At 69.6% G+C, this 24,482-nt stretch carries 22 protein-coding genes and 1 riboswitch; of the genes, 13 read left to right on the top strand and 9 right to left on the bottom strand.

Features of this window, described 5'->3' with window-relative positions:
* The first annotated feature begins 27 nt into the window (after positions 1-27).
* Positions 28-657, top strand: coding sequence for a TetR/AcrR family transcriptional regulator (locus D3869_RS07520; protein WP_247895586.1), 630 nt, complete (start codon positions 28-30; stop codon positions 655-657).
* Between the two features lie 79 nt (positions 658-736).
* On the opposite strand, the gene catB is transcribed toward D3869_RS07520, so the two are convergent.
* Positions 737-1,372, bottom strand: coding sequence for a type B chloramphenicol O-acetyltransferase (gene catB / locus D3869_RS07515; RefSeq protein ID WP_137139540.1), 636 nt, complete (start codon positions 1,370-1,372; stop codon positions 737-739).
* A gap of 317 nt (positions 1,373-1,689) precedes the next feature.
* On the opposite strand from catB, the gene D3869_RS07510 reads away from it, so the two are divergent.
* The 4 genes from D3869_RS07510 to D3869_RS07495 all read left to right on the top strand — a co-directional run bounded on the left by D3869_RS07510 (position 1,690) and on the right by D3869_RS07495 (position 4,025).
* Positions 1,690-1,890 carry a hypothetical protein gene (locus D3869_RS07510; protein ID WP_137139539.1) on the top strand — a complete coding sequence of 67 codons (201 nt, stop codon included), beginning with the start codon at positions 1,690-1,692 and terminating at the stop codon, positions 1,888-1,890.
* A 393-nt stretch (positions 1,891-2,283) separates the two neighbouring features.
* Positions 2,284-2,685 (top strand): winged helix-turn-helix transcriptional regulator, encoded by a 402-nt coding sequence (locus D3869_RS07505; RefSeq protein WP_137139538.1) that lies wholly within the window; start codon positions 2,284-2,286, stop codon positions 2,683-2,685.
* Between the two features lie 83 nt (positions 2,686-2,768).
* A complete protein-coding gene (locus D3869_RS07500) occupies positions 2,769-3,248 on the top strand; it encodes a YchJ family protein (protein ID WP_137139537.1) in 480 nt (159 codons plus the stop codon).
* Between the two features lie 15 nt (positions 3,249-3,263).
* Positions 3,264-4,025 (top strand): YkgJ family cysteine cluster protein, encoded by a 762-nt coding sequence (locus D3869_RS07495; RefSeq protein ID WP_137139536.1) that lies wholly within the window; start codon positions 3,264-3,266, stop codon positions 4,023-4,025.
* A gap of 129 nt (positions 4,026-4,154) precedes the next feature.
* Here D3869_RS07495 and D3869_RS07490 read toward each other — a convergent pair whose 3' ends face one another.
* The 3 genes from D3869_RS07490 to murJ form a co-directional block, all read right to left on the bottom strand.
* The gene (locus tag D3869_RS07490; RefSeq protein WP_137139535.1) at positions 4,155-4,772 is read right to left on the bottom strand and encodes a pyrrolidone-carboxylate peptidase; all 618 of its coding nucleotides are present in this window, start codon (positions 4,770-4,772) and stop codon (positions 4,155-4,157) included.
* A 238-nt stretch (positions 4,773-5,010) separates the two neighbouring features.
* Complete coding sequence (gene trpS, locus D3869_RS07480) at positions 5,011-6,009, bottom strand: tryptophan--tRNA ligase (protein WP_137139534.1); 999 nt, start codon at positions 6,007-6,009, stop codon at positions 5,011-5,013.
* A gap of 61 nt (positions 6,010-6,070) precedes the next feature.
* Entirely contained in the window at positions 6,071-7,645 is a 1,575-nt protein-coding gene (gene murJ / locus D3869_RS07475; protein ID WP_137139533.1) for a murein biosynthesis integral membrane protein MurJ, read from the bottom strand.
* 194 nt (positions 7,646-7,839) lie between these two features.
* Here murJ and D3869_RS07470 point away from each other — a divergent pair, with 194 nt between their 5' ends.
* The 3 genes from D3869_RS07470 to D3869_RS07460 all read left to right on the top strand — a co-directional run bounded on the left by D3869_RS07470 (position 7,840) and on the right by D3869_RS07460 (position 12,244).
* Positions 7,840-10,335, top strand: coding sequence for an ATP-binding protein (locus tag D3869_RS07470; RefSeq protein WP_137139532.1), 2,496 nt, complete (start codon positions 7,840-7,842; stop codon positions 10,333-10,335).
* Positions 10,336-10,516: 181 nt separating this feature from the next.
* On the top strand, positions 10,517-11,629 hold the full coding sequence (locus D3869_RS07465) for an ABC transporter substrate-binding protein (protein WP_137139531.1): 1,113 nt from the start codon (positions 10,517-10,519) through the stop codon (positions 11,627-11,629).
* Between the two features lie 213 nt (positions 11,630-11,842).
* Positions 11,843-12,244, top strand: coding sequence for a hypothetical protein (locus tag D3869_RS07460; protein WP_137139530.1), 402 nt, complete (start codon positions 11,843-11,845; stop codon positions 12,242-12,244).
* A gap of 108 nt (positions 12,245-12,352) precedes the next feature.
* Here the strand turns inward: D3869_RS07460 and D3869_RS07455 are convergent, their stop codons facing one another.
* The gene (locus D3869_RS07455; protein WP_014238998.1) at positions 12,353-13,285 is read right to left on the bottom strand and encodes a replication protein RepA; all 933 of its coding nucleotides are present in this window, start codon (positions 13,283-13,285) and stop codon (positions 12,353-12,355) included.
* Between the two features lie 673 nt (positions 13,286-13,958).
* On the opposite strand from D3869_RS07455, the gene D3869_RS07450 reads away from it, so the two are divergent.
* The gene (locus D3869_RS07450; protein WP_041810840.1) at positions 13,959-14,537 is read left to right on the top strand and encodes a phosphatase PAP2 family protein; all 579 of its coding nucleotides are present in this window, start codon (positions 13,959-13,961) and stop codon (positions 14,535-14,537) included.
* Positions 14,538-14,547: 10 nt separating this feature from the next.
* On the opposite strand, the gene D3869_RS07445 is transcribed toward D3869_RS07450, so the two are convergent.
* The gene (locus D3869_RS07445; protein ID WP_137140593.1) at positions 14,548-17,349 is read right to left on the bottom strand and encodes a [protein-PII] uridylyltransferase; all 2,802 of its coding nucleotides are present in this window, start codon (positions 17,347-17,349) and stop codon (positions 14,548-14,550) included.
* A gap of 224 nt (positions 17,350-17,573) precedes the next feature.
* Here D3869_RS07445 and D3869_RS07440 point away from each other — a divergent pair, with 224 nt between their 5' ends.
* A complete protein-coding gene (locus D3869_RS07440; protein ID WP_109069893.1) occupies positions 17,574-17,894 on the top strand; it encodes a hypothetical protein in 321 nt (106 codons plus the stop codon).
* Between the two features lie 21 nt (positions 17,895-17,915).
* Here the strand turns inward: D3869_RS07440 and D3869_RS07435 are convergent, their stop codons facing one another.
* Positions 17,916-18,452, bottom strand: coding sequence for a hypothetical protein (locus tag D3869_RS07435; RefSeq protein ID WP_175426416.1), 537 nt, complete (start codon positions 18,450-18,452; stop codon positions 17,916-17,918).
* A gap of 193 nt (positions 18,453-18,645) precedes the next feature.
* Between D3869_RS07435 and mutS the strand changes: the two genes are divergently transcribed.
* Complete coding sequence (mutS, locus tag D3869_RS07430) at positions 18,646-21,288, top strand: DNA mismatch repair protein MutS (RefSeq protein ID WP_175426479.1); 2,643 nt, start codon at positions 18,646-18,648, stop codon at positions 21,286-21,288.
* A gap of 210 nt (positions 21,289-21,498) precedes the next feature.
* On the opposite strand, the gene D3869_RS07425 is transcribed toward mutS, so the two are convergent.
* Together D3869_RS07425 and D3869_RS07420 are read right to left on the bottom strand one after the other, a co-directional pair.
* Complete coding sequence (locus D3869_RS07425; RefSeq protein WP_137139528.1) at positions 21,499-21,711, bottom strand: hypothetical protein; 213 nt, start codon at positions 21,709-21,711, stop codon at positions 21,499-21,501.
* A gap of 77 nt (positions 21,712-21,788) precedes the next feature.
* Complete coding sequence (locus tag D3869_RS07420; protein ID WP_137139527.1) at positions 21,789-22,301, bottom strand: STAS domain-containing protein; 513 nt, start codon at positions 22,299-22,301, stop codon at positions 21,789-21,791.
* A 128-nt stretch (positions 22,302-22,429) separates the two neighbouring features.
* Positions 22,430-22,509: riboswitch (SAM riboswitch) on the top strand.
* Between the two features lie 76 nt (positions 22,510-22,585).
* Between D3869_RS07420 and metZ the strand changes: the two genes are divergently transcribed.
* Entirely contained in the window at positions 22,586-23,794 is a 1,209-nt protein-coding gene (gene metZ, locus D3869_RS07415) for an O-succinylhomoserine sulfhydrylase (protein ID WP_137139526.1), read from the top strand.
* Between the two features lie 111 nt (positions 23,795-23,905).
* Complete coding sequence (locus D3869_RS07410; RefSeq protein ID WP_137139525.1) at positions 23,906-24,421, top strand: phasin family protein; 516 nt, start codon at positions 23,906-23,908, stop codon at positions 24,419-24,421.
* Positions 24,422-24,482: the final 61 nt, after the last annotated feature.

Raw genomic sequence — 24,482 nt, 5'->3', positions numbered from 1 at the left:
CCGCCCACCGAAGACAGGACCACGGCAATGCCGCCCGCACGCGGGCGCGGACGACCCCGCGCCTTCGACCGCGAGGCCGCCCTGACCCAGGCGACCCGCCTGTTCTGGAGCAAGGGCTACGAGGCGACCTCCATCGCCGACCTGACGGAGGTCATGGGGATCGCCTCGCCCAGCCTCTACGCCGCCTTCGGCTCCAAGGAGGCGCTCTACGTCGAGGCGGTGAACCATTACCGCAAGAGCTACGAGGGTCTGGTCTGGGGGCGCTTCTTCGCCGCCGCCACGGCCCGCGAGGCGGTGATGGCGCTGCTGATGGACTCGGCCGCGGCGCTCACCGGCTGTCGCGGCGACATCCCGCGCGGCTGCATGGTGACGCTCTCCGCGGTCGGCAGCGAGGGGCACGCCGAGCTGGGCGAGGTGGTGCGGTCGGCGCGCGCCTCGGCGGTCGGCATCCTGACGGAGCGTCTGGCGCGGGCCGTGACCGAGGGCGAGATCCCGGCCTCGGTCGATCTCCACGCGCTCGCCCGTTTCGTGCAGACGGTGCAGGCCGGCATGTCGATCCTCGCCCGCGACGGCGCGGAGCGCGCCGAACTGGAGGCCGTGGCCGAGGTCGCGATGCTGGGCTGGGACGCCCGCGTCGGCGGCCGCCCGGCCGCTTGAGCGTTCCGGACGCGCCCGGTGTCACCCACGGGGAGTGGCTTCGCCTGCCAATGAACAGGCGAAGCCGACAAGGTTGCCGTCAGGTGGCTTTGATCACCTCTTGCCAATGGCGGTGCAGACGCGCGACGTCGCCGCTGGTCAGGATCGGCATCGCCTCCTGCAACTGGTCATCGGACCAATCCCACCACCTCATCTCAAGCAGCAGCGCGATGAGATCGTCGTCGAAGCGCTTGCGGATTACCCGGGCGGGGTTGCCACCCACGATCGCGTAGGGTTCGACGTCCCGCGTCACCAGCGCCCTCGTGCCGATCACAGCGCCGTCGCCGATGGTGACGCCGGGCATGACGATGGCCTCCGAACCGATCCAGACGTCATTGCCGACCACCGTGTCGCCGGCGGGCCGATAGCCATTCCGCGCGCCAGCGAAGGCCGGCACTTCGGGCATCCAGAAGAAGGGAAAGGTGCTGACCCAGTCGTTCCTGTGGCCTTGGTTGCCCGCCATGATGAAGGCCGCGCCGGACCCGATCGAGCAGAAGCTGCCGATCACCAACCGGTCGACGCCCTCGTCCGGGAGAAGGAACCGGGCGCAGTCGTCGAAGCTGTGACCATGATAATAGCCGGAATAATAGCTGTACCGGCCGACGATGATGTTCGGGTTGGTGACCTGCTGCTCCAGCACCATGCCCTTGAACGGGCTTTCGAAGACGTTTTCCATCAAACCACTCACGGCTTGTGAGCCGCCGATCCGGCGGCTTTCTGCCTGCGCGCGGGCGCAGACACACACCGCGGGCTCCCATCCAGGGCGCGCGCGTTCAGGCTCTGCGCGTCGGGCGCGTCAGAGCAGGATGCCGGTGGTACTTGGGCTCGCCTTCATGACGGAACTCTATAGGGCGGGCAAAGCGGATCGACAAGGCGGATCGACAAGGGCGAACGGGGAGCAACCCAACCGTTTGGTCCGGCAGTCGGGAATCACGCTTGACGGAAATCATCCGATAACGGATTAATTGCTCCTCTGCACCAAGGAGAGGAGTCATGCAGACCTTGTGGAACGCCCTGCTGCGGCAGTGGCTGGACCGCGACGGCGACGATGCCGGCGTGGAGACGCTGAGCGCCCATCTGCGGCGCGACATCGGGCTGGACGGAACCGAAGCGGGCTATGTCCCGGCCCAACATATCCGGGAACGGAACCTTTCGGATGCCCGGTCATTTTTGACGTTGCAAGCGTATCGCTGACAGGCGATACCCGATCCTGCGGTTTCCCTTCGGGCCCGCGCCTTCCTTCAACCCCTGCCTTCTTCAACCCACGGAGACCACGATGAAAGCCATCGTACCCACCACCCCGAATCGCCGACAGGGCGATTGGTCCAACCATACCACCAAGCGAGCTACCGGCTCCCTTCTTCAACCCAGCGCATTGGAACGCGAATTCCGGATATCGAGAGGAAGCCATGTGTGTCTTTTTGGGGTTTTGCGGTCGTTCGGTCTTCGTTGAGCACGCCCACTGGGCCTCTCCGGATCGTTTTTTCGACGCCCGGCGGGATAACGGGGAATTCGTGGTATGGCTTGGACGCCTGAACATCATCTACACACCGGCCCGATGGGGTCCTCGCTCGGGGAGGGTCGCTGATGCCGGCCCATATTCGCCCTGACGTGGTTCGCCCTGACGAGGTGACCACCGTCGTCCATGTGCTCGAGGCGTTTCGCAAGCTCGATCCCGACCTGCCGATCCAGTACGCGCTGTCCTTCATGACGATCGCGCAGAACGAAGGGATTTCCATCGGCGAGCTTGCGGAACGCCTGGGCATCGCCCAATCCTCCGCGTCGCGCAACGTCGCCGCGCTCAGCCGCTGGCACAGCTTCGGGAAGGCCGGGCTCGACCTCGTCCAGGCCCAGGAAGACCCGCGCGAACGCCGCCGCAAGATCGTCACGCTCACCGACTCCGGCCGCGCCTTCCTCGAGGAGTTGCGCGCCATCGTGAAGCCGACCGTCCACACCCCGTCCGAACCGCGCCGCGCCCGTTCGGCCTGAAATACCCTGTCCGTCAGCAGCGCTTGACCGGGGTGGCCCATCCTGCCACACCAGCCCCGGACCCACCGACGGACCCGCGCGCCATGACCTCCTCCGCCTGCCCCTGCTGTTCGGGCCTTTCCTTCGAGACCTGCTGCGGCCCGATCCTGGCCGGCGCGCCCGCCGCGACGGCCGAGGCGCTGATGCGGTCGCGCTACACCGCCTTCGTGCGCCACGACCTCGACCATGTGGAGCGCACCCACGCGCCGGAGATCCGCGAGGACTTCAACCGCGCCGAGGCGGAGCGGGTGGCCGAGGAGTGCGACTGGCAGCGGCTCGACGTGCTGCGCGCGACGGAGGAGGGCGACGAGGGCACTGTCGAGTTCCTCATCCATTTCCGCCGCGACGGCCAGGACATGCGCCACCACGAGCGCGCGTCCTTCCGCCGTGTCGACGGCCAGTGGCTCTACAGCGCGGGCGAGGTGAACCCGAAGGGCGAGCCGCGCCGGGTCGTCAAGGTGGGCCGCAACGAACCCTGCCCCTGCGGGTCGGGGAAGAAGTTCAAGGCCTGCTGCGGCCGCTGAGGGCGGACCCGGACCATGGAACCACGCTTCGCCTGCACCGCCTGCGGAAAATGCTGCCACGGGCTGCTGCCGCTGACGCTCACGGACGCGGTGGCCCACGCCGTCCGCTTCCCGCTGGCGCTGGTCTGGACGGTGGTGCGGTCGAACGCGAAATCCTACGACCTCGCCACCCGGCTGGGCACCAGCGTGCGGCTGCCCAACCGCAAGACGGTGGCGGTGCTGATCCAGCCCACCGCCTATCTGCCGAACCACTTCCCCTGCCCGGCGCTCCAGGCCGACAACCTCTGCGGCATCCACGCCGACAAGCCGTCGCGTTGCCGGACCATGCCCTTCTACCCCTACCGCGAGGAAAAGGATCAGGCCGACCTGCTGGTCCCGCGCAAGGGCTGGGAGTGCGACGTCTCGGCGGAGGCACCGGTCGTCTATCGCAACCACGCCATCCTCGACCGCAAGGACTTCGACCGCGAGCGTGCCGACCTGCTGGAGCAGGCGCCGGTCATGCGCACCTACGCCGACTATGTGCTGAAATACATGCCCTGGATCGTCAACGATCTGGCGAAGATGGCGGCAGCCCCGGCGGGGGGAAAGCTGGTCACCAGCCTGTCCTCCTTCCTGACGGCGACGCGGCGCACCGACGCGCGGGAATTGGCGGCGGCCCAGGCGCCGTTGATGCAGGCGATGGCCGAGCGCACCCGGACCGATCCGGCGCTGGCGGAGTTCCACAAGAACTACGCGGGCTGGGCGAAGGAGATGGAGCGGCTGGCGCAGCGGGGGTGATCGCTCCGTCGTCAGACAACAGGGTCTTCACGGATTTCGTGGATTTGAACACGGATTTCACGAAATCTCTTTATCCGGTCCATCCGTTCCTGAATCCGCGAAATCCGTGAAAAATCCGCATCTTTTCAATCAGGCGGCGATCCCCAGCCCCTGGCGCAGCAGCCCGACTAGCGCGCGCACCGCCCGTTCCTGCTGATCCAGCGTCAGGCCGGAGCGGCCGGGCTGGTCGGCGACCTGCTCCGGCAGCGGCGGCAGGTGGATGAAGCCCATGGGAATGTCGAGGTCCGCCGTCTCGATCAGGTGGCGGGCGCGGTAGAACAGGTGGTTGCAGACGAAGCCGCCGGCATGGTCGCTGAAGGTCACCGGCAGGCCGGCGATGGCCAGCTCGCGGACCAGCGTGGGGACGGGCAGGGTGGAGCCGTAGGCGGTTGGCCCGTCCGGCTCGATGGCGTCGTCGGTGCGCACCACCCCGGCGTTGTCGGCCTGCTCGCTCTCGTCGCGGTTCCAGGCCAGCCGCTCGATCTTGATGTATTCGGACCCGGCGGCCAGCCCGAAGCACAGGGCGGCGGCGGGCTGGTGCTCCTCCAGCAGCGCGGCGAAGGCCGCGCCGCAGGCGTCGTACTCGACGGGCAGGACCGCGGTGACGATCCCCGGCTCGCCGGCCAGCCGCTCCATGAGAAGCGCCGTCGGGTTGACGGCGTGATCCCCGAAGGGCTGGAACCCGGTGAGCAGGATGGGAGCCGTCACGGCGGACGCCTTTCGGTCGGTGGGGCAGGGACCAAAGCTATCGCGTTCCAAATCCCCTCTCCCCTCTGGGGAGAGGGTTAGGGTGAGGGGGGTGCGCGTGTCGATGTGTCCGGCAAAAGCGCACCCCCCTCACCGGCCCTTCGGGCCACCCTCTCCCCGCTTTCGGCGGACCGAAGGTCCGCCTGTCGCGTCAGCGCAAACTTCGTTTGCGCGTGAGCGGAGGGGAGAGGGTTACGGTTCAGGGACGCAGAAGGCCGATGATGTCCTTCACGCCGTTCAGGTTCGCCTCGGCGATGGCCGCCGCGCGCTCGCCGCCGCGGCGCAGCAGGCGGTCGATCTCCGCCTTGTCGTCCAGCAGCTCCTTCATGCGGGTGGTCATCGGGGCGAGCTTGGCGACCGACAGGTCGACCAGCGCCGCCTTGAAGCCGGAGAACTGGGCGCCCGCGAACTGCTGCACCGTCTGCTCGCGCGTCTGGCCGGACAGGGCGGCGTAGATGGTCACGAGGTTGTCGGCCTCCGGACGCTTCTCCAGGTCGGCCACAGTGTCCGGCAGCGGCTCCGGATCGGTCTTGGCCTTGCGGATCTTCGTCGCGATGGTGTCGGCGTCGTCGGTCATGTTGATGCGCGAATATTCGGACTCGTCCGACTTGCTCATCTTCTTGGTGCCGTCGCGCAGGGACATCACGCGCGTCGCCTCGCCCAGGATCTGCGGCTCGGGCAGCGGGAAGAACTCGGTGTCGTAGCGGCGGTTGAAGGCGCCGGCGATGTCGCGGGCCAGCTCCAGATGCTGCTTCTGGTCCTCGCCCACCGGGACGTGGGTGGCCTTGTAGAGCAGGATGTCGGCGGCCATCAGCACCGGGTAGGAGTAGAGGCCGAGGTTCGCCATGTCCTTCTGCTTGCCGGCCTTCTCCTTGAACTGCGTCATGCGGTTCAGCCAGCCGAGCGGCGTGTGGCAGGAGAGGATCCAGGCCAGTTCCGAATGGGCCGGGACGAAGGACTGGTTGAAGAGGATGTTCTTCTCCGGGTCGATGCCGGCGGCGATGTAGGCCGCGGTGACCTCGCGGATGTTGTTGCGCAGGACCTCCGCGTCCTGGTCGATGGTCAGCGCGTGCAGGTCGACGACGCAGAAGATGCACTCGTAGCTGTTCTGCAGCTCGACCCAGTTGCGCAGCGCCCCCAGATAGTTGCCGAGGTGAAGCTGCCGGGTCGGCTGCATGCCGGAGAAGATGCGGTTCACGGGAGGACTCTCGCTCGAAACTTCTGGAAGGCGGCTGTTATCGCGCCGGAACCGGGCGGGGTCAAGACACGGGCGGCTCCAATTCCGGAGTGTCCTTGCGCAGGAAGCCCTTCAGGTCGGCCAGATCGGTGGCGCCGGTCAGCTGCGCCAGCGCCCCGAACACCGCCACGCCGGCGCCGACCAGCAGGGCCAGCGCGCCGAAGCGGACCAGGGTGGACGCCGCCTCCAGCCATGGCGCCAGGGCCGACGCCCCGACCAGCAGCGCCGCCCCCATGCCCAGCGCCGCCGCGGCGATGCGCGGCGCGCGGCCGAGGAAGCGCCCGTCCAGCTGCAGGAATCCGCGGCGGCGCAGCGCGTGGGCCAGCAAAGCGAGGTTCAACCAGGCGGTCAGCCCGGTCGCCAGCGCGATCCCGACATGGCCCAGCACCGGCATCAGCGCGACGCCCAGGGCCAGATTGGCCACCGTGACCACCACGGCGACGCGCACCGGGGTCGCGGTGTCCTGGCGGGCGAAGAAGGCGGCGTTCAGCGCCTTGACGATGACGTGGGCGGGGATGCCGATGGCGTAGGCGCCCAGCGCCCAGGCGGTCGCCTGCGCCTCCGCCGGGCCGAAGGCGCCGCGCTCGAACAGCACCGAGACGATGGGCGCCCCGGCCACCCCCAGCGCCACCGCCGCCGGCAGGCCGAGCAGCAGGCTGAATTCCAAGGCACGGCTGAGGTAGTGGCGGACCATGCGCTCGTCCCCCGCCGCGGCGTGGCGGGCCAGCACGGGCAGCAGCGCGGTGCCGATGGCGATGCCGATGACGCCCAGCGGCATCTGGTTCAGCCGGTCGGCGTAATAGAGGAAGGACACCGCCCCCGACGGCAGCAGCGAGGCCAGCACGACGTTCAGGAACAGGTTGATCTGCATGACTCCGGCGCCGACGGCCCCCGGCCCGACCAGCCGGAACAGGCGGCGCATCCCCTCGGTCATCCGCGGCAGGGTCAGGCGCAGCGTCACCCCCGCCGCCCGGCAGGCCCAGCCCATCCAGACCAGCTGCACCACGCCCGACAGCGTCACCGCCGCGGCCATCGCCCGCCCCGGCTCCAGCCCCAGCCGCGGCGCGGTCAGCAAGGCGGCGATCAGCGTCAGGTTGAAGGCGATGGGGGCGGCGGCGAAGGGGCCGAAGCGGTCCAGCGCGTTCAGAATCCCGCCCAGCAGCGCCACCAGCGAAATCAGCGTCAGATAGGGGAAGGTCAGCCGCGCCATGTCCACGGCCAGCGCGAACTTCGCCGGCTCGTCCACGAAGCCCGGCGCCAGGAGGTGCATCAGCGCGGGCATCCCCAGGATGGCCAGGGCGGTGAAGGGCAGCAGCACCGTCAGCAGGATCGTCAGCGCCTGCTCGGCGAAGGCCACCGCGGCGGCGCGGCCGTTGCGCTGAAGCTCCGCCGCGAACAGCGGGACGAAGGCGACGCTGAAGGCCCCCTCCGCGAACAGACGGCGGAAGAAGTTCGGCAGCTTCAGCGCCACGAAGAAGGCGTCGGCCACCGGCCCGGCGCCGAGCACCGCCGCGGTCAGAATGTCGCGGGCGAAGCCGGCCAGCCGGCTCAGCAGCGTCAGGCTGCCGACGGTGGCGATGGCGCGGGCGAAACTCATCCGGCAGCCGCCCGATTGTCCGCCGAACCCTGCGGCAGCGCTGCCAAAGAACCCGCAAAAGTTTGATTATTCTCTACTTTTTGTATCATTGGTCGCCGGTTTGTCCATTGAAGGGGGAGATCGGCTGGCGCATAATGACCTTTGGGCAGTGTTTGAGGTCGGCAGTGCGACGAAGGATCGCTTTTCCGCGGGGAATGGAGGCCCGTCTCGTTCTTCCCGCCGTCGCGGTCGCCGTCGCCATCGCGGCGCTGTGGTGGACGCTGCTGACCCGCATCGACCGCGAGGAACGCTTCCTCGACCAGACGACCCGCCAGCACACGGCGGCGATGGCGCAGTTGGTCGAGGAACAGGCCATCGCCACCTTCCGCCGGCTGGACGATCTTCTGATCGACGTCGCCTCCCATGTCGAAAAGGACATTCCGCTCCTGATCCCCACCCGGCGGTCGTTCGAGGAAGGCTTGGCCGCCTCCATCCGGATTTACGACGCGAACAGCTGGCTGTCCATGGGGTTGGGGCGGACCACCACCCGCAATCCCGTGCTGGAGTGGGAGGAGTTCGCCCGGCACAAGTCCGGCGCCCACCGGAAGGGGAACCAGAAGGGGTTCGTCATCGGCCTGCCCTTCGTCAGCCCGGGCACGTCGGACGTGTTCATTCCCGTGTCGCGCCGGCTGGAGGGGGCGGACGGGACGTTCCGCGGCGTCGCCGTGATCGACGTCCCGGCGGAAATCTTCTCCCGCTTCTATGGCCGGTTGGACCTGCCGCGCGACAGCTCGGTCGCCATCGCCCGCGCGGACGGTCCCCTGCTGGCCCGCCAAGCCCTGCAGGACCAGGTGTTCGGACGCAGCTTCCGCGGCTCCGGTCTGTGGCCGGAGGCCGGCAGCGGAACCGTCCGGCACCATCGCGTCGTCAGCCCGGTGGACGGGGTGGAGCGTATCTACGCCTTCCGCGCCTCCGCCGACTACCCGCTGATGACGGTGGTCGGGGAGTCGGTGGACACGGTGTTCGGCGCGTGGCGGCAGAACCGCTTCTATTCCATCATCTGGGCCGCCGCCGCCACCGCGGTGATCCTGCTGTTCACCACCGCCTTCCTGGTGGAGCTTCAGCGGAGGCGCCACGGCGACCGGGCGCTGCGCATCCGCAACCGCGCGATGGAATGGAGCGGCGACGGCATCCTGATCGCCGACGCCACCCGGCCGGGCGTGCCGGTGGTCTACACCAACCCCGCCTTCTCGCGGCTGATGGGGATCGCTCCCGGCGCCGCCGACGGGCGCACCGCGCGGGAGGTGCTGGGCGGCCTGATGGAGGACGAGGCGGGGCTGTGCCCGCTGTGCGACGGCGCCGAGGGTGCCGGGGACACGCGCGCCGAGTTCGTTCGTCCGGGCGCCGCCGTGGGACGCGGTGCGCCGGAGGTCTGGCTGGAGCTGCGCGCCTCGCCGGTGCGCGGCGCCGGGGGGACGCTGGTCAGCGTGATCGCCACCGTCCGCGACATCACGGAGCACAAGACCGCCCAGGCCGCGCTGGCCGAGGCGCGGCGGGAGGCCGACCGGGCCAACATCGGCAAGTCGAAGTTCCTGGCGGCGGCCAGCCACGACCTGCGCCAGCCCGTGCAGTCGCTGATGCTGCTGATGGAGGCGCTGTCCGCCCGCGCCACCGATCCGGCGATGCGCAAGATCCTGACCACCATGGACCGCGCGCTGGGCGCCCTGAAGATGCTGCTCGACGGGCTGCTCGACGTGTCGCGGCTGGAAGCCGGGGCGGTGGAGCCCAAGCGCACGGTCTTTCCGGTGACCGAGCTGCTGGACCGCATCGCCGCCAACAGCCGCCCGGTGGCGGTGCGCAAGGGGCTGCTGCTGCACATCATGCCCTGCGGCGCCCATGTGGACAGCGACCCGATGCTGCTCGGCCGCATCCTGCAGAACCTCGTCGAGAACGCGCTGCGCTACACCAACCGGGGGCGCATCCTGGTCGGCTGCCGGCGGCGCGGCGGGGTGCTGCGGATCGAGGTGTGGGACACCGGCATCGGCATCCCCACCGACCGGCAGGAGGACATCTTCCAGGAGTTCGTGCAGGTCGGGAACGCCAGCCGCGACCGCGACCAGGGGCTGGGGCTGGGGCTCGCCGTGGTGCGCCGGCTGGCCGGCATGCTGGACCACCCGGTCAGCCTGCGCTCCGAACCGGGGCGGGGGTCGGTCTTCCGGGTGGAGGTGCCGCTCGCCGATGCTCCGGCCCCGGCCGAGACGCTGCCGGAGGACTTTCCCGTGACCGCCCGCATGCGGGCCGGTGCCCGCGTGCTGGTGGTCGAGGACGACCCCATCGTCCGCGAGGGGCTGTGCGCGATGATCCGGCAATGGGGGCACGAGGCGTTTCCCGCCGACAGCTTCGGCGAGGCGGTGGAGGCCCTGCGCCGCCACCCCGATCCGGACGTGATCATCGCGGACTACCGGCTGGGCGAGGGGCACACCGGCACCGAAACCATCCGCGAGGTGCGCCGGCGGTCGAAGCGCCCGATCCCCGGCATCCTGGTGACCGGCGACACCACCCCGGAGCGTCTGGCCGAGGCGGAAGCCGGCAAGTTCAGCATCCTGCACAAGCCCGTCCTGGCCGACGACCTGCGCCGGGCCATCGCCCTGGCTCTGGCCCCGGCCCCGGCCAGATTGACCCCACAGGCGCCGCGCGAACTGGTCGACTGAGCGGGCCTTTTCCCGCCCCGATCCCGTGTCATGCGCCGGGCGTGCGGCAGCCTGTGCCTGTTTGCCCATTGCGCCGGACCCGTCCCTTTGCTTGTTTGCCTGTTTCGGAGGCAGCGTCCGCGGTCTCCGACCCGAAAGCGTTCGATAAAAAGAACCTGTTCCCGGAGAGAGGAATCCACCCATGATCCGTGCGAAGCTGGCTGTGACCGCCGCCGCCGTCGCCCTGGGGGCCGGCCTGTGGGCCGGGGCCGCCCAGGCCGACATCACCATCGCGCTGGCCGGTCCGATGACCGGTGCCGCCGCCGCCTATGGCGAGCAAACCCGCGCCGGCGTCGAGGCCGCCGTGGCCGACATCAACGCCAAGGGCGGGCTGCTCGGCCAGAAGCTGGTCCTGACCATCGCCGACGACGCCTGCGACGCCAAGCAGGCGGTGGCCGCCGCCAACAAGCTGGTGAGCCAGAACGTCGCCGCGGTGATCGGCCATGTCTGCTCCGGCGCCTCCATCGCCGCCTCCAACGTCTATGGCGAGGAGGGGATCGTGATGATCTCCCCCACCGCGACCAGCCCGCAGCTCACCGACCGCGGCCTGAAGAACGTCTTCCGCGTCTGCGGCCGCGACGACCAGCAGGGCGAGGTGGCGGCCAAGCTGATCGCCGACCGCTACAAGGGCAAGAAGGTCGCCATCGTCCACGACAAGCAGGCCTATGGGCAGGGCCTCGCCGACGACGTGAAGCGCCGGCTGAACGCCGCCGGGATCACCGAGGCGACCTTCACCAGCATCACCGCCGGCGAGAAGGACTATTCCGCCCTCGTCACCCGGCTGAAGTCGGACGGCGTGGACGTGCTCTATTACGGCGGCTACGACCAGGAGCTGGGCCTGATCGCCCGTCAGGCGGCCGACCAGCAGTTCCGCCCGCAGATCATCGGCGCCGACGGCATCCAGCCGCAGTCCTACTGGAACATCGCCGGCGACACGGCGGAAGGCACGCTGTTCACCTTCTCGCCCGACCCGCAGCGCAACCCCGCCGCCAAGCCGGTGGTCGAGGCCCTGCAGGCCAAGAACATCCGCACCGACGGCTTCACCCTGTTCGCCTACGCCGCGGTGCAGACCTACGCCGAGGCCGTGCAGAAGGCCAACAGCGCCAAGTCCGACGCCGTGGCGAAGGCGCTGCGCGCCGGCCCGTCCTTCGACACGGTGGTCGGGTCGCTGTCCTTCGACGACAAGGGCGACCTGAAGCAGCCGGGCTATGTGTTCTGGGCCTGGAAGAACGGCGAGAAGGTCCAGGTGGACTGAGTCCATTCGGCCGATTCGGAAAGGAAGGAAGGCGGGGCCGCGGTGCCCCGCCTTTTTTCTGTCGGCCTGATTCCTGGCCCGCCTGAATCCTGATGGTCGGCGATTGCCAAGGGCCGGCGCGAACCTTTTTCCCCGTTCCGGTGTTTGCGCTGGGGTAACCACACACCGTCACGAACACCGCCACCAACAGCGCCATTGGGCAGGGAGACCGCGATGCATCGCCACGCCGGACGCCGTTCGCGCAATCGCAGGACCGCCGGGATCATCCTGTGCGCCGGCCTTCTCGGCCTCGGCGCCTGCGCCTCGCTGGGGCCGCCGCGCACCGCGGAGCCGGCACCCGGAGCGGTGGCGGCGCTGGATGGCATGGTGAAGGGACCCTGCAACCGCCCCGTCGCCTCCGTCCTCGCCGGGGAGGGCATTCCGGTCGGGCAGTTCCGGACCGCGATCTACAGCGAGGCGCGCACCGGGCCGAGCGCGCGGGTGTCGCAGTACGAGATGTGGCTCTACCCGCGGGACAAGGCCGGCGTCCTCATCGTCAAGATGGACGAGACCTGCCGCCCGATGCAGGTCTACACGCGGGAAGGCGGCAACGTGCAGGCTTTCAAAGCGGGGTAGCGTTGCCTCGGCGACTGAGAATCGCCCAGGCCAACCGCTCTCTGGCAATCGCCGACTCCGAATCCGGAGCCGGGTGAGTTGGCAATCGCCGACGGACCTGTCGCCGGCTTACCCGCGCGCGGCGGGGAGGATCTTGCGCTCCGGAATCGGCGGGGGCGACGGGTACAGCAGCACCCCGGTGTCGGAGAACTCCACCCGCGCCGCCTCGTAGACGGCCAGCGCCAAGTCCAGCGCGACGCGGAACTCCGGCTTGAAGTGCTTCAACTCCTTGTAGCCGCCGCCGAATTGGGTGAAGAGCGCCTTCCAGGTCACCGGAATCGGGTCGCGCAGCACGTGCAGTCGGTAGGCCAGCCAGACATAGACGTCGATCGCCATCGAGCAGCCGCCGATGTGGCGGATCGCCGGCTCCCAGATCGGCACGGGGGAGCGCTTCAGCGCGGCGAAGAAGGTTTCCGACAGCTGCACCGTTTCGCGCCACAGCGTGCCCTGGCCGTCGTCGTCGCGCAGGCGGATGCCGCCGTTGACGATGTTCTCCTTGGCGAAGCCCTCGGCCCCGTCCTTGTCCCAGAAGAAGGTCAGGCGGCACAGGTTGATGCGGGTCGCCTGCTCCTGCACCGCTTTGTAGGTGGAGCCGCCGGCCGACACGCCCATGCGGTCGAGCCAGTCGTTCATCGAGCGGCCCAGCTCGATCTCGCGGCTGTTGTCCTGGATGGCGCGGGTCTGGAGATAGAGCAGGATCAGCCGCGCCTTGGCGCCGTAGGGGACGCCGACCGGCATCAGGCTGCCGTCGCGCTTGCGCTCCTTGCCCGGCTCGACCAGCAGGGTGACGCGGCCCTGGTCGCGGCGCCATTCGGCGTCCGGCGCCAGCTTCCGGTGGGGCAGGCTGGTCAGGCAGAATCCGGAATAGGTGATGCCCAGCGCGTTGGACTCGTCCTCCAGCACCGCCGCCGCGACATCGACGACGCTGGCCCGCTTCGGGTCCACGAGGTTCCGCGCCTCGCGCCGGCCATGCGTCATGATGAGTTGGTGCACGTCGCCCATAGGTCCCCCCGTCCATTCTGCCTGCAGTCGATCATGCACCGCCGGGAGAGTCCATTTGGCGATCGCCGACGAGGCTAATTGAGACCTAATTGCTGGAGTCTATTTGCTAGGTCGGCGATTGCCTGGGGACGACTCGGGGGTGCGTCGGCGATTGCCAGAAGACTCGTCGGCGTTCGCCAAGGGTCCTTGTGGGAATCATTGATGACTCGGCACGACTCGGGCATTGGTCGGCGATTGCCAAGGCCGGGTGGAGCGGGCGAGTCGCGACTCGGGATTTCATGGGGTGGTCTTGCCGATGTCTGGCCGATGTCCGGGCCGGTGGTCGGCGATTGCCAAGGCGCCGCAGCGGGCCGGTTTGGCAATCGCCGACTCCTCCCTCTCCCGAACCGGGAGAGGGAAGGGGCCCACGCGCAGCGTGGGAAGGGTGAGGGTGCGGGCAAGGATCGGCTCGTTGATCCTCCGAACGACCCTCACCCGGCGCCTTCAGCGCCCCCCTCTCCCGGGGCGGGAGAGGGATTGTGTGGCCGATGTTGGCATGGTCGGCGATTGCCAAGGCGCCGCCCCTCAGGCCGGGCACCCCTGCCTTGCGGGACCATGCGGGCACGAAACGCCAGCGCGGCTGTTTACGCTTGGCCCCCGCGGCGATGGGGGCGTGCTTTGGGAGATCCGCGAGATGAGCGACGAGGGTTTCACGGACCGCGTCCTGGACGGCGTGAACGGGCTGGACGGAACCGCCCGCCGCAAGGCCGTCGCCCTGGGCGCGGAGGTGCCGGCCCTGCGCGACGGGCTCCAGGTGCCCAGCTCCCGCATGGTGCTGATGCCGGCGCTGGGCGCTCTGTGGGCCGCCGGGCTGGGCATGGAGAAGCCGGGCTGGTCGCGCCTCGCCCGGCAAGGGCTGCTCGCCATCGCGCTGGGGACGGTGGCCGGTAAGGGGATCAAGCGCGTCGTCTGCCGCGCCCGCCCGAACGAGGGCCGCGACCCCAGCCGCTGGGGCAAGGCCGACGGCAAGCACGCCTCGTTCCCCTCCGGCCACGCCATCAACGTGTCGGCCCTGACCACGGCGGTCGGGCTGAACCGCGGCCTGTCCCCGGCGACCATGGTCAGCCTGGGCTTCGCCGCGGCGGTGGGCTGGTCCAGCCTCGCCACCGAGCGGCACTGGGCGTCCGACTACGCCGCCGGCATGGCGACCGGCGTTCTGGCCGGTCTGGCCGCCAAGGCGCTCGACGGCTGGGCGGAAGACCAGCTTTCCTAAAGCCCCGTCCTCACCCCGCCGGATCGGCGAGCGCGTGCAGCAGCCGCTCGCGGATCTGGGCCAGCTTGCTCTCGTGGGTGACCTTGAGGCCGAAGACGTCCTTCACATAGAAGACGTCGATAGCCTTCTCCCCGTAGGTCGAGATCTTCGCGGACGAGATCTGCAGGGTCAGGTTGGTCAGCGCGCGGGTCAGGTCGTAGAGCAGGCCGGGGCGGTCGCGCCCGTTGACCTCGATCACCGTGTGGGTGGTGGAGGCGTTGTTGTCGATCAGCACGCGCGGCGGCACGTGGAAGACGCGGGTGCGGCTGGCGTGCGGGGCCTTGCGCTTGGCAAGGTCGTGCAGCGGCTTCAGCTGGCCGGACAGCACCTTCTCGATCATCACCGACAGCTTGGCGAGCTTGTCGCCGCTCTCGAAGGCGCCGCCGCCCGCCGCGTCCTGCACGGTGAAGACGTCGAGCGCCATGCCGTTGGTCATGGTGAAGATGCGGGCGTCGACGATGTCCGCCCCCGCCGCCGCCAGCGCCCCGGCGAGGCGGGAGAACAGGCCGTGGTGGTCGGTGGCGAAGATCGTCACCTCGGTGATCGCCCGGCCGCGGTCGATGCGCGTGTTGACGGTCAGCGGCCGCTCGTCGCGCAGCGCCTCGCGGACCAGCCGCGCCTGCCGGCCCAGCGTCTCGGCGTCGAAGGCCAGCCAGTAGGCGGGGTAGCCGAGCGCGAGATGCCGGTCGAAATCGGCGTCGTCGAAATCGGTCAGCTCGGCCCGCAGCGCCGCCTGGGCGGCCTGGATGCGGCGCCCGCGCCCTTCGACCGACAGGCCGCCGGACATCACCTCCTCCGAGCGGTTGTACAGCTCGCGCAGCAGCGTGGCCTTCCAGTTGTTCCAGCGCTGCGGCCCGACCGCCCGGATGTCCGCCACCGTCAGCACCAGCAGCAGGCGCAGGCGCTCCGGCGACTGGACGAGCGAGACGAAGTCGCGCACCGTCTTGTCGTCCTCCAGGTCGCGCTTGAAGGCGGTGTAGGACATGGCGAGGTGCCAGCGCACCAGCCAGGCGACCGTCTCCGTCTCCTCCGCCGTCAGGCCGAGCCGCGGGCACAGCTTCTCCGCCACCCGCGCGCCGAGGATGGAATGGTCGCCGCCGCGGCCCTTGGCGATGTCGTGCAGCAGCACGGCGACATAGAGCGCGCGCCGCGACACCACCTTGTGGATCACCTCCGACGACAGCGGCAGCTCGCCGGCCAGCTCGCCCATCTCGATCTTGTGCAGGATGCCGAGCGCGAACAGCGTGTGCTCGTCCACCGTGTAGACGTGGTACATGTCGTACTGCATCTGCGCGACCACCCGGCCGAAGTCGGGGATGAAGCGGGCCAGCACCCCGGCCTCGTTCATGCGGCGCAGCGTGATCTCCGGGTCCTTGCGGCCGGTCAGGATCTCCAGGAACAGCCGGTTGGCCTCCGGGTCGGCGCGCAGCTTCGGCCCCACCACCGACAGCGAGCGCGTGATGGCGCGCAGCGCGTTGGGGTGGATGTCGATGTCGTTCTGCTGGGCGGTGTGGAACAGCCGGATCATGTCCAGCGGCTCGTCCTTGAACTGGCGGTCGCTGCGGACGTTCAGCCGCTCGCCGTCCACCACGAAGCCGTCCACGTCCTTGCGGCGGGCCAGTGCGGCCAGCCGCAGGATGTTGAACTTGGGCGGGCGCTTCGATTCCGCCTCCAGCGCCGCGCAGAAGATGCGGGTCAGGTCGCCCACGTCCTTGGCGACCAGGAAGTAATGCTTCATGAAGCGTTCCACGCCCTTGGTCCCGGCGTGGTCGGTGTAGCCCATGCGGTTGCCGATCGACGTCTGCACGTCGAAGGTCAGCCGGTCCTCCATGCGCCCGGTCAGGTAGTGCAGGTGGCAGCGCGCGGTCCACAGGAAGTTCTGCGCCTTGGCGAAGCGCTGCGCCTCCTCCGGCAGCAGCACCTTCTTGCCGACCAGATCGTCGACGTCCTCGACCCGGTACAGGTACTTGGCGATCCAGAACAGGGTCTGCAGGTCGCGCAGGCCGCCCTTGCCGTCCTTCAGGTTGGGCTCCAGCACATAGCGGCTGTCGCCCAGCTTCTGGTGGCGGTTGTCGCGCTCGGCAAGCTTGGCCTCGACGAACTCCGGCCCGGTGCCGGCCACCACCTCGCGGTCGAAGCGGCGGCGCAACTCGGTGAACAGCTTGCGCGGCCCCCAGAGGTAGCGGGACTCCAGGATGGCGGTGCGGATGGTGACGTCGGCCTTGGACTGGCGGATGCAGTCGTCGACGCTGCGCACCGCGTGGCCGACCTTCAGCCCGAGGTCCCACAGGATGTAGAGCATGTACTCCACCACCTGCTCCACCCGCGGGGTGCGCTTGTAGGGCAGCAGGAACAGCAGGTCGATGTCGGAGAAGGGCGCCAGCTCGCCCCGGCCGTAGCCGCCGGTGGCGACGATGTCGAACACCTCGCCGGAGGTCGGGTTGGGCGAGGGGAAGATGTGGGTGACCGTCAGGTCGGCCAGCGAACGCACCACCCCGTCGGCGAGGTAGCAGTTCTGCCGCACGCAGTCCTCGCCCGATCCCTTGGCCTCGAAGCGGGCGCGCACCTCCGCCCGCCCGTCGTTCAGCGCGCCGCGCAGGCGGGCGATCAGGGCGGGGCGCAGCTTGTCGCCGGTCCCATGCTCCGCCACCAGCGTCTCCAGGTCCTCCGCCAGCTTGCGCCGGGACAGGATCGCGCGCTTGTTGGGGATGTTGGCGGTGCCGGCGTCCTTGGTGTCGGACGCGTCGGCCGAGGTGGCGCGGGTGGAGAGCATCGACAAAACGTGAGCCTTCCCAGGGATGCGAGGGATGCGACGAACCGTGCGGCGTCCCGACTATAACGGGAAAGAGGATAATTCGCACGCGGCACACCAAAAGTGGCTGCCGTCTGTTTCCTGCATGATCCCATTCGGAGTGCCGCTGTGATGGCCGTCACTGACGCGCTCCATTCCAAAGAGGTAAGGAGTCGTCCGTGAGACACGCGCGAGGGAGGCCATTGATGATCCCGAACCCCGGAACGGCACGGCGGGAGCTGGCGAACCTCGGGAACGCCCTGACCCTGGCGGAGCGCGGCCTGCCGCGCCACACCCCGGCCGAGCTGATGGCCTGGCTGGTTCACGCCCTGGCGCTGTGCCCCGGCTCCATCGGCGACGCGCTTCTGTTCGAGATCTGCGGCACCGCCACCGACGCCAAGGCGTCCGACGCCGTCAAGATCGCCCAGATCCGCAAGGGCTGGGCCGCGGTGGTGCGGGCGCAGTTCCGCCTGCGCGGGCTGACCGTGGTCGGCGGCGGAGGCGACTGGCGCGCCTGCGCCGCCTGACGGACGGCGTTTCTTCCCGTCTTATTCCTCGCGCACCGACAGGTGGATGTTGGCGCCGCCGTTGCCTTCGAGAATCTCGGCGGCTTCCACCTCGTCCTCCACCTCGGCGGTGCGCACCCACAGGATGACCCCGCCGGCCTCCAGCGCGCGGCTGAACTCGTCGGTGTCGGGGTGGCTGGTCAGCTCGTCCAGGTAATCCTTGATGGCGACGCCGCCCAGGCCGGCGGCGACGATGGCCGCCAGCGGCGCGGCGATGGGACCGCCGACGATGGCGAGAAGCCCGGCGGTGGTCAGGGGGAAGGCGTATTTCAGCTCGCCCACCAGCCCGGTCAGGGCCTCGTCCGACGGGGCCTGCGGGCGCTGGTCGGCGGCCTCCAGCGAGGTGTGGCTGGCCAGCACCGACAGGTCGTCGCGGTCGAAGCCGGCGTCCAGAAGGGCGGTCACGGCCTTGTCGAAGGCCTCGCGGGTCTTGAACAGGGCGACGACCTCGCGCACCTCCCGGACGCCGTCCTGGCCGTCGGTGATCGGGCCATCAGTGTTGTCGGGCGCTTGCGTCACGGCGGTCTCCTTCAGCTTCGGCTGCTCGTTCTACGGGCATCGAACAGTCTAACGAAGCGGTCATCGCGGCACCAGCGCGGGCGTGCTAGGGTGCCGGCCCGACCTCGCCCGTCACAACGCAACCGGTTGAAGACCCGTGTCCGACGCGCCCGCCACCGTTTCGCCCATCACCATTCCCCCTGACGCCACCCCGATGATGGCGCAGTATCTGGAGATCAAGCAGGCCCATCCCGACTGCCTGCTGTTCTATCGGATGGGCGATTTCTACGAGATGTTCTTCGAGGACGCGGTGAACGCCGCCCGCGCGCTGGACATCGCGCTGACCAAGCGCGGCCAGCATCTGGGCGAGGACATCCCGATGTGCGGCGTCCCGGTCCACAGCCACGAATCCTATCTGCAGCGCCTGATCCGCCAGGGCTTCCGCGTCGCCATCTGCGAGCAGATGGAGGACCCGGCGGAGGCCAAGAAGCGCGGTTCCAAGTCGGTGGTGAAGCGCGGGGTCATCCGCATCGTCACCCCCGGCACGCTGACCGAGGACAGCCTGCTCGACTCCCGCGCCTCCAACTGGCTGGCCGCGGTGGCGGAAGCGGCGGGCGGGCTCGGGCTGGCCTGGCTGGAGCTGTCCACCGGCGAGCTGGTCGTGCAGCCGGTGGAGCGCGCCGGCCTCGGCGCCGCGCTTGGCCGCCTCGACCCGCAGGAGGTTCTGGTCTCCGAGAAGCTGTGCCAGAGCCCCGACCTCTACGAGCTGTGGGGCGAGTGGAAGTCGCGCCTGACCGTGCAGCCGACCCCGCGCTTCGACAGCGAAAACGGGCGGCAGCGGCTGCTCACCCTTTACGGCGTCGGCACGCTGGACGCCTACGGCCAGTTCTCGCGCGCCGAGGTGGCGGCGGCCGGCGCTCTGGTCGCCTATGTGGAGCTGACGCAGAAGGGCCGCGTGCCGCGCCTGTCGCCGCCGCGCCGGCTCGGCCCCGGCGCCGTCATGGAGATCGACGCGGCGACCCGCCGCAACCTGGAGCTGACCCGCACGCTGACCGGCGAGCGGCGCGGCAGCCTGCTCGCCACCATCGACCGCACGGTGACCGGGGCGGGGGCGCGCCTGCTCGCCGCCCAGCTCTCCGCACCGCTGACCAACCCCGCGGCCATCGCCAAGCGGCTGGACATGGTCGAATTCGCGCTGAACGAGGAGCGGCTGCGCGGCGACCTGCGCGAGGCGCTGCGCCGCTGCCCGGACCTGGAGCGCGCGCTGTCCCGCCTGACGCTGGGGCGCGGCGGCCCGCGCGACCTCGCGGCGGTGCGCGACGGCCTGGCCCAGGCCTCGGCCATCCGCCTGCTGCTCAACGGGCATCCCGGCGGACCGCTGCCCGACGGGCTGGGCGCCGTGGCCAAGGGGCTGGGCGAGCACAGCGAGCTGGTCAATCAGTTGACGCAGGCGCTGGCGCCGGAGCTGCCGCTGCTCGCCCGCGACGGCGGCTTCATCGCGCGCGACTATTCCTACGCGCTCGACGAGCTGGTGACCCTGCGCGACGAGAGCCGGCGGCTGATCGCCGGGCTTCAGGTCAAGTACGCCGGCATCGCCGGGGTGCCGGCGCTGAAGATCAAGCACAACAACGTGCTCGGCTACCACATCGAGGTGACGGCGACCCACGCGGACAAGCTGATGTCCGAGAAGGGGCGCGAGGTCTTCATGCACCGCCAGACCATGGCGAACGCCGTGCGCTTCGGCACGGTCGAGCTGTCGGACCTGGAGCGCCGCATCTCCGAGGCCGCCGACAAGGCGCTGGCCGTGGAGCTGGAGCTGTTCAACGACCTCGTGGAGGAGGTGACCAGCCGCGCCGAGGCCATCGCCCAGGCCGCCCACGCGCTGGCCGCGCTGGACGTCGCCACCTCGCTGGCCGAGCTGGCGGCGGAGCGGCGCTACCGCCGGCCGGTGGTGGACGGCAGTCTCGCCTTCTCGATCAAGGGCGGGCGGCACCCGGTGGTGGAGGCGGTGCTGGACGCCGGCAACGCCGGTCCCTTCGTCGCCAACGACTGCGACCTCGCCCCGGACAACCGGCTGTGGCTGCTGACCGGCCCGAACATGGCCGGCAAGTCGACCTTCCTGCGCCAGAACGCGCTGATCGCCGTGCTGGCCCAGATGGGCGGTTTCGTGCCGGCGGAGAGCGCGCACATCGGGGTGGTGGACCGGCTCTACAGCCGCGTCGGTGCCGCCGACGATCTGGCGCGCGGCCGCTCCACCTTCATGGTGGAAATGGTGGAGACGGCGGCCATCCTGAACCAGTCCGGCGACCGCGCGCTGGTCATCCTGGACGAGATCGGGCGCGGCACGGCGACCTTCGACGGCCTGTCCATCGCCTGGGCCTGCGTGGAGCATCTGCACGACGTCAACCGCTGCCGCGCGCTGTTCGCCACCCACTACCACGAGTTGACCATGCTGGCCGGCAAGCTGCCGGGCCTGTCCTGCCACACCATGCGCATCAAGGAATGGCAGGGCGACGTGGTGTTCCTGCACGAGGTGACGGCGGGGGCGGCGGACCGCAGCTACGGCATCCATGTGGCGAAGCTGGCCGGGCTGCCCGGCGCCGTGGTCGGCCGCGCCGAGGAGGTGCTGACCATCCTGGAATCGGGCGACCAGAACGCCGCCATCCACCGTCTGGCCGAGGATCTGCCGCTGTTCAGCGCCGCCCTGAAGCGCCCGCCGCCCGCCCCGGCCGCGCCCGCCGCCGCCCCGCCGGAACCGTCGCGGGTGGAGGAGGCGCTGAAGTCCATCGACCCGGACAGCCTGACGCCGCGGCAGGCGCTCGACGAGTTGTACCGTCTGCGGGGATTGTTGTCTTAAACGGGAATGGCTTCCCCTCTCCCGCCCCGGGAGAGGGAGGGACCCACGCGTCAGCGTGGGAGGGTGAGTGTGCTGCCAAGAATTCGGTGTCTTGATCCTCGCACGACCCTCACCCGCCCGCTGCGCGGGCACCCTCTCCCGGGGCGGGAGAGGGATCGGACGCCAAATGCGATGGTCCAAACGCGATGGCGTTGATCCCACCGGTCAGGATCACGCCCGCTCCACCGAGTCCTCGTCCAGCGGGGCGCCGCGGTCATGGATGGGGGTGACATGACGTTGGGCGACAGGGCGTTGGTCGATGGGGCGTTGCGCGTGGCGCAGCTTCTCCTCCACCGCCTCGTTCACGAACTGGTCGAGCGAGCGGCCCTCCCGCTCGGCGGCCTTCGACGCTTCGGATTCCAGCGACTTGTGCAGATGAACCATTCGGTGCCTCCCCCAACGCGGAACGGACTCTGTCCGGTGCTTCAGATGGGAAGTCCGCGCCCGCGCTGCGAGCGGTCTCACCCGGAAGCGCCGTCCCGATCCGAAGCGTCCGGTGGGGCGCTTGCGGGCGGCAGGACCGGCTTGGCGTGCAGCGCGCGGGCGGCGACGGCCATCGGGTCCTCGCCCGGCGCGCAGGGATGGCTGGCGGCCAGCAGGGCCTCGGGCACGCTGGCGGCGATGTAGTCGGCCACCGTCTCATGCACCGGGATGATCATGGCGATGCGGGTCAGGTCGACCACCTTGCGCACCTGCCCGGAGGCGCAGAGCAGGGACAGCGCCTTGCCCGCCGACAGGGCCTCGCCATTCATCACCAGCAGCAGGCCGACGCCCGTGCTGTCGATGAACTCCAGCCCGGTCAGGTCGAGGAGGTGGCGGCGCTCCGTCCCATTCTTCACGTCGGCGATGGCCTGCCGCACCGGGGCGGCGTCCTGGCTGGTGAAGCGCCCGGTGAGCACCAGACGGGCGAAGTGCCGCTCCTGCTCCTTGCGATATTGCACGGCCCGCATCCCCTCCTGACGTCCGGCGGCCATGATCCGGTGCCGGGCACAGGCTGGGCAAGCGGGCGGCGTCGTCGGGTCCTGCGCGATGTTGACGCAGGGCGGCCCCTTTTTGTCACGGCTTCCTTGTCCCTTGACGGCGCGCCGCGGCGGTCCTACAAGCGGGGGTACGTGGTGATTTGGTCGACCGGCTTGCGGGCCACGTAAAACAACCCGCTAAAAAGGTCCGAGCCGCGTCCGCGCCTCGACCCGATCGGTCGGGGCGTTTTTTGTTTTGCCGGTCTGCCCCGCCGGCGGACAGAGGAGACAAAGCGGCCATGGCGCGCACCGATCATCGCAATCCGAACGTCGCGGGGCTTCGCCCGCGCTCCCGTCTGGTCCATGGCGGCGTCCGCCGCTCGTCCTTCGACGAGACCTGCGAGGCGCTTTACCAGACCTCCGGCTTCGTCTACGGCTCGGCGGAGGAGGCGGAGAGCGCCTTCGTCAACGACGGCTCCCGCCACGTCTATTCGCGCTTCCGCAACCCGACCACGGCGATGTTCGAGGACCGGCTGTGCGAGTATGAGGGGGCGGCCTGGGCCTACGCCACGACCAGCGGCATGGCCGCGGTGCACGGCGCCCTGTGGTCGAACCTGCGCACCGGCGACCGCATCGTGGCGCCGCGCTCGCTGTTCATCTCCTGCTACTGGGTGATCAAGGAGCTGTCGGCCCGCTTCGGGGTCGAGGCGGTCTTCGTCGACGGCACCGACCTGTCCCAGTGGGAGGAGGCGCTGGCCAAGCCGACCAAGGTCGTCTTCCTGGAGACGCCCAGCAACCCGGGGCTGGAGGTCGTCGACCTGCGCGCCGTCAGCGCTCTCGCCCACAAGGCCGGAGCCAAGGTGGTGGTCGACAACGCCTTCGCCACGCCGGTGCTGCAGCGTCCGTTCGAGATGGGCGCCGACGTCGTCATCTATTCGGCGACCAAGCACATCGACGGCCAGGGCCGCTGTCTGGGCGGCATCATCCTGACCAACGACAAGCAGTACGGGTCGGAGGTGATCCACCCTTATCTGCGCCACACCGGCCCGACCATTTCGCCCTTCAACGCCTGGCTGCTGCTGAAGGGGCTGGAGACGTTGGAACTGCGCGTCTCGGCGCAGAGCGCGTCGGCCCTGACGGTGGCGGAATTCCTGGAAGGCCACGCGAAGGTGGAGCGGGTGCTCTATCCGGGTCTGGCCAGCCACCCGCAGCACGACCTCGTCCGCAGCCAGATGACCGGCGGCGGCACCATGCTGTCCATCTTCCTCAAGGGCGGCAAGGAGGAAGCCTTCCGCGCCCTGAACGATCTGCGGATGGTGATGATCTCCAACAACCTGGGCGACTCCAAGAGCCTGGTCACCCACCCCGACACCACCACCCATTCCAAGCTGACGGTCGAGGAGAAGGCGGCGGCGAACATCCGTCCCAACCTGCTCCGCCTGTCCGTTGGGCTGGAGGACGCCCAGGACATCGTCGAAGACCTCGACCGCGCGCTCGCTTCCCTGTAAAGACTGGTCCCGGAACCAAATGCTGCAGTGCAGCGTTGGCGTCCGGGTCACGGTTTTTTCGGCTCGGCCGGGGCTTTTGGTCCGGCCGGGCCCTTTGGTGAGGTGGAGCGAATGGCGAGACGCAAGGCCGGCAACGGCGAACCGACGCAACGCTTTCTGACGGTGGCGGGCGATCTGACCCGGACCGGCGTCAAGACGGGCGAGATGGGGGTGGCGGCGGCCCAGACGATCGGCTACCGCACCGCGATGATGGCGGCGGCCATGAACAACCCCATCGACCTCGCCAACCCGGAGTTCGTCCGCATGGGCTCCGAGAAGGTGGAGGCGATGGTCGAGGCCACCCACGCCGTCGCCAAGGGCATCGGCGAGATGCAGCACGCCTGGATGACCCTGATGCAGGGCCAGCTTCAGGCCGCCATGGTGATGGTGACCGGCCTCGGCCAGTGCCGCAACCCCGCCGACCTGATGGAGTTGCAGCGCCGCACCGTCACCGAGACGGTCGAGGCCGGCATCCACGCCGCGCTCTACATGGTCGAGTCGGCCACCGCCCTGACCCAGGCCGGCATGACCCCCGCCTACCGCACCGTCCGCGCCAACGCCCGCCGTCTGGCGAAGCTGCACGGATAGGTCCGCGCTTCCTCATAAGGGCACGAAGGCACAAGGGCCGTCACATCGGTCCTTGTGCCTT

This window comes from Azospirillum brasilense (assembly GCF_005222205.1).
GTDB lineage: Bacteria > Pseudomonadota > Alphaproteobacteria > Azospirillales > Azospirillaceae > Azospirillum > Azospirillum brasilense_G.
Note: the sequence above shows the minus strand (reverse complement) of the source record. Positions and strands in the feature narration are given on the sequence as shown.

Bases quoted from the DNA above. Each gene is read 5' to 3' on its own strand.
- D3869_RS07520 (WP_247895586.1), top strand. From the start codon at position 28: ATGCCGCCCGCACGCGGGCGCGGACGACCCCGCGCCTTCGACCGCGAG.
- catB (WP_137139540.1), bottom strand. From the start codon at position 1,372: ATGGAAAACGTCTTCGAAAGCCCGTTCAAGGGCATGGTGCTGGAGCAG.
- D3869_RS07510 (WP_137139539.1), top strand. From the start codon at position 1,690: ATGCAGACCTTGTGGAACGCCCTGCTGCGGCAGTGGCTGGACCGCGAC.
- D3869_RS07505 (WP_137139538.1), top strand. From the start codon at position 2,284: ATGCCGGCCCATATTCGCCCTGACGTGGTTCGCCCTGACGAGGTGACC.
- D3869_RS07500 (WP_137139537.1), top strand. From the start codon at position 2,769: ATGACCTCCTCCGCCTGCCCCTGCTGTTCGGGCCTTTCCTTCGAGACC.
- D3869_RS07495 (WP_137139536.1), top strand. From the start codon at position 3,264: ATGGAACCACGCTTCGCCTGCACCGCCTGCGGAAAATGCTGCCACGGG.
- murJ (WP_137139533.1), bottom strand. From the start codon at position 7,645: ATGAGTTTCGCCCGCGCCATCGCCACCGTCGGCAGCCTGACGCTGCTG.
- D3869_RS07470 (WP_137139532.1), top strand. From the start codon at position 7,840: ATGGAGGCCCGTCTCGTTCTTCCCGCCGTCGCGGTCGCCGTCGCCATC.
- D3869_RS07465 (WP_137139531.1), top strand. From the start codon at position 10,517: ATGATCCGTGCGAAGCTGGCTGTGACCGCCGCCGCCGTCGCCCTGGGG.
- D3869_RS07460 (WP_137139530.1), top strand. From the start codon at position 11,843: ATGCATCGCCACGCCGGACGCCGTTCGCGCAATCGCAGGACCGCCGGG.
- D3869_RS07455 (WP_014238998.1), bottom strand. From the start codon at position 13,285: ATGGGCGACGTGCACCAACTCATCATGACGCATGGCCGGCGCGAGGCG.
- D3869_RS07450 (WP_041810840.1), top strand. From the start codon at position 13,959: ATGAGCGACGAGGGTTTCACGGACCGCGTCCTGGACGGCGTGAACGGG.
- D3869_RS07445 (WP_137140593.1), bottom strand. From the start codon at position 17,349: ATGCTCTCCACCCGCGCCACCTCGGCCGACGCGTCCGACACCAAGGAC.
- D3869_RS07440 (WP_109069893.1), top strand. From the start codon at position 17,574: ATGATCCCGAACCCCGGAACGGCACGGCGGGAGCTGGCGAACCTCGGG.
- mutS (WP_175426479.1), top strand. From the start codon at position 18,646: ATGATGGCGCAGTATCTGGAGATCAAGCAGGCCCATCCCGACTGCCTG.
- D3869_RS07425 (WP_137139528.1), bottom strand. From the start codon at position 21,711: ATGGTTCATCTGCACAAGTCGCTGGAATCCGAAGCGTCGAAGGCCGCC.
- D3869_RS07420 (WP_137139527.1), bottom strand. From the start codon at position 22,301: ATGGCCGCCGGACGTCAGGAGGGGATGCGGGCCGTGCAATATCGCAAG.
- metZ (WP_137139526.1), top strand. From the start codon at position 22,586: ATGGCGCGCACCGATCATCGCAATCCGAACGTCGCGGGGCTTCGCCCG.
- D3869_RS07410 (WP_137139525.1), top strand. From the start codon at position 23,906: ATGGCGAGACGCAAGGCCGGCAACGGCGAACCGACGCAACGCTTTCTG.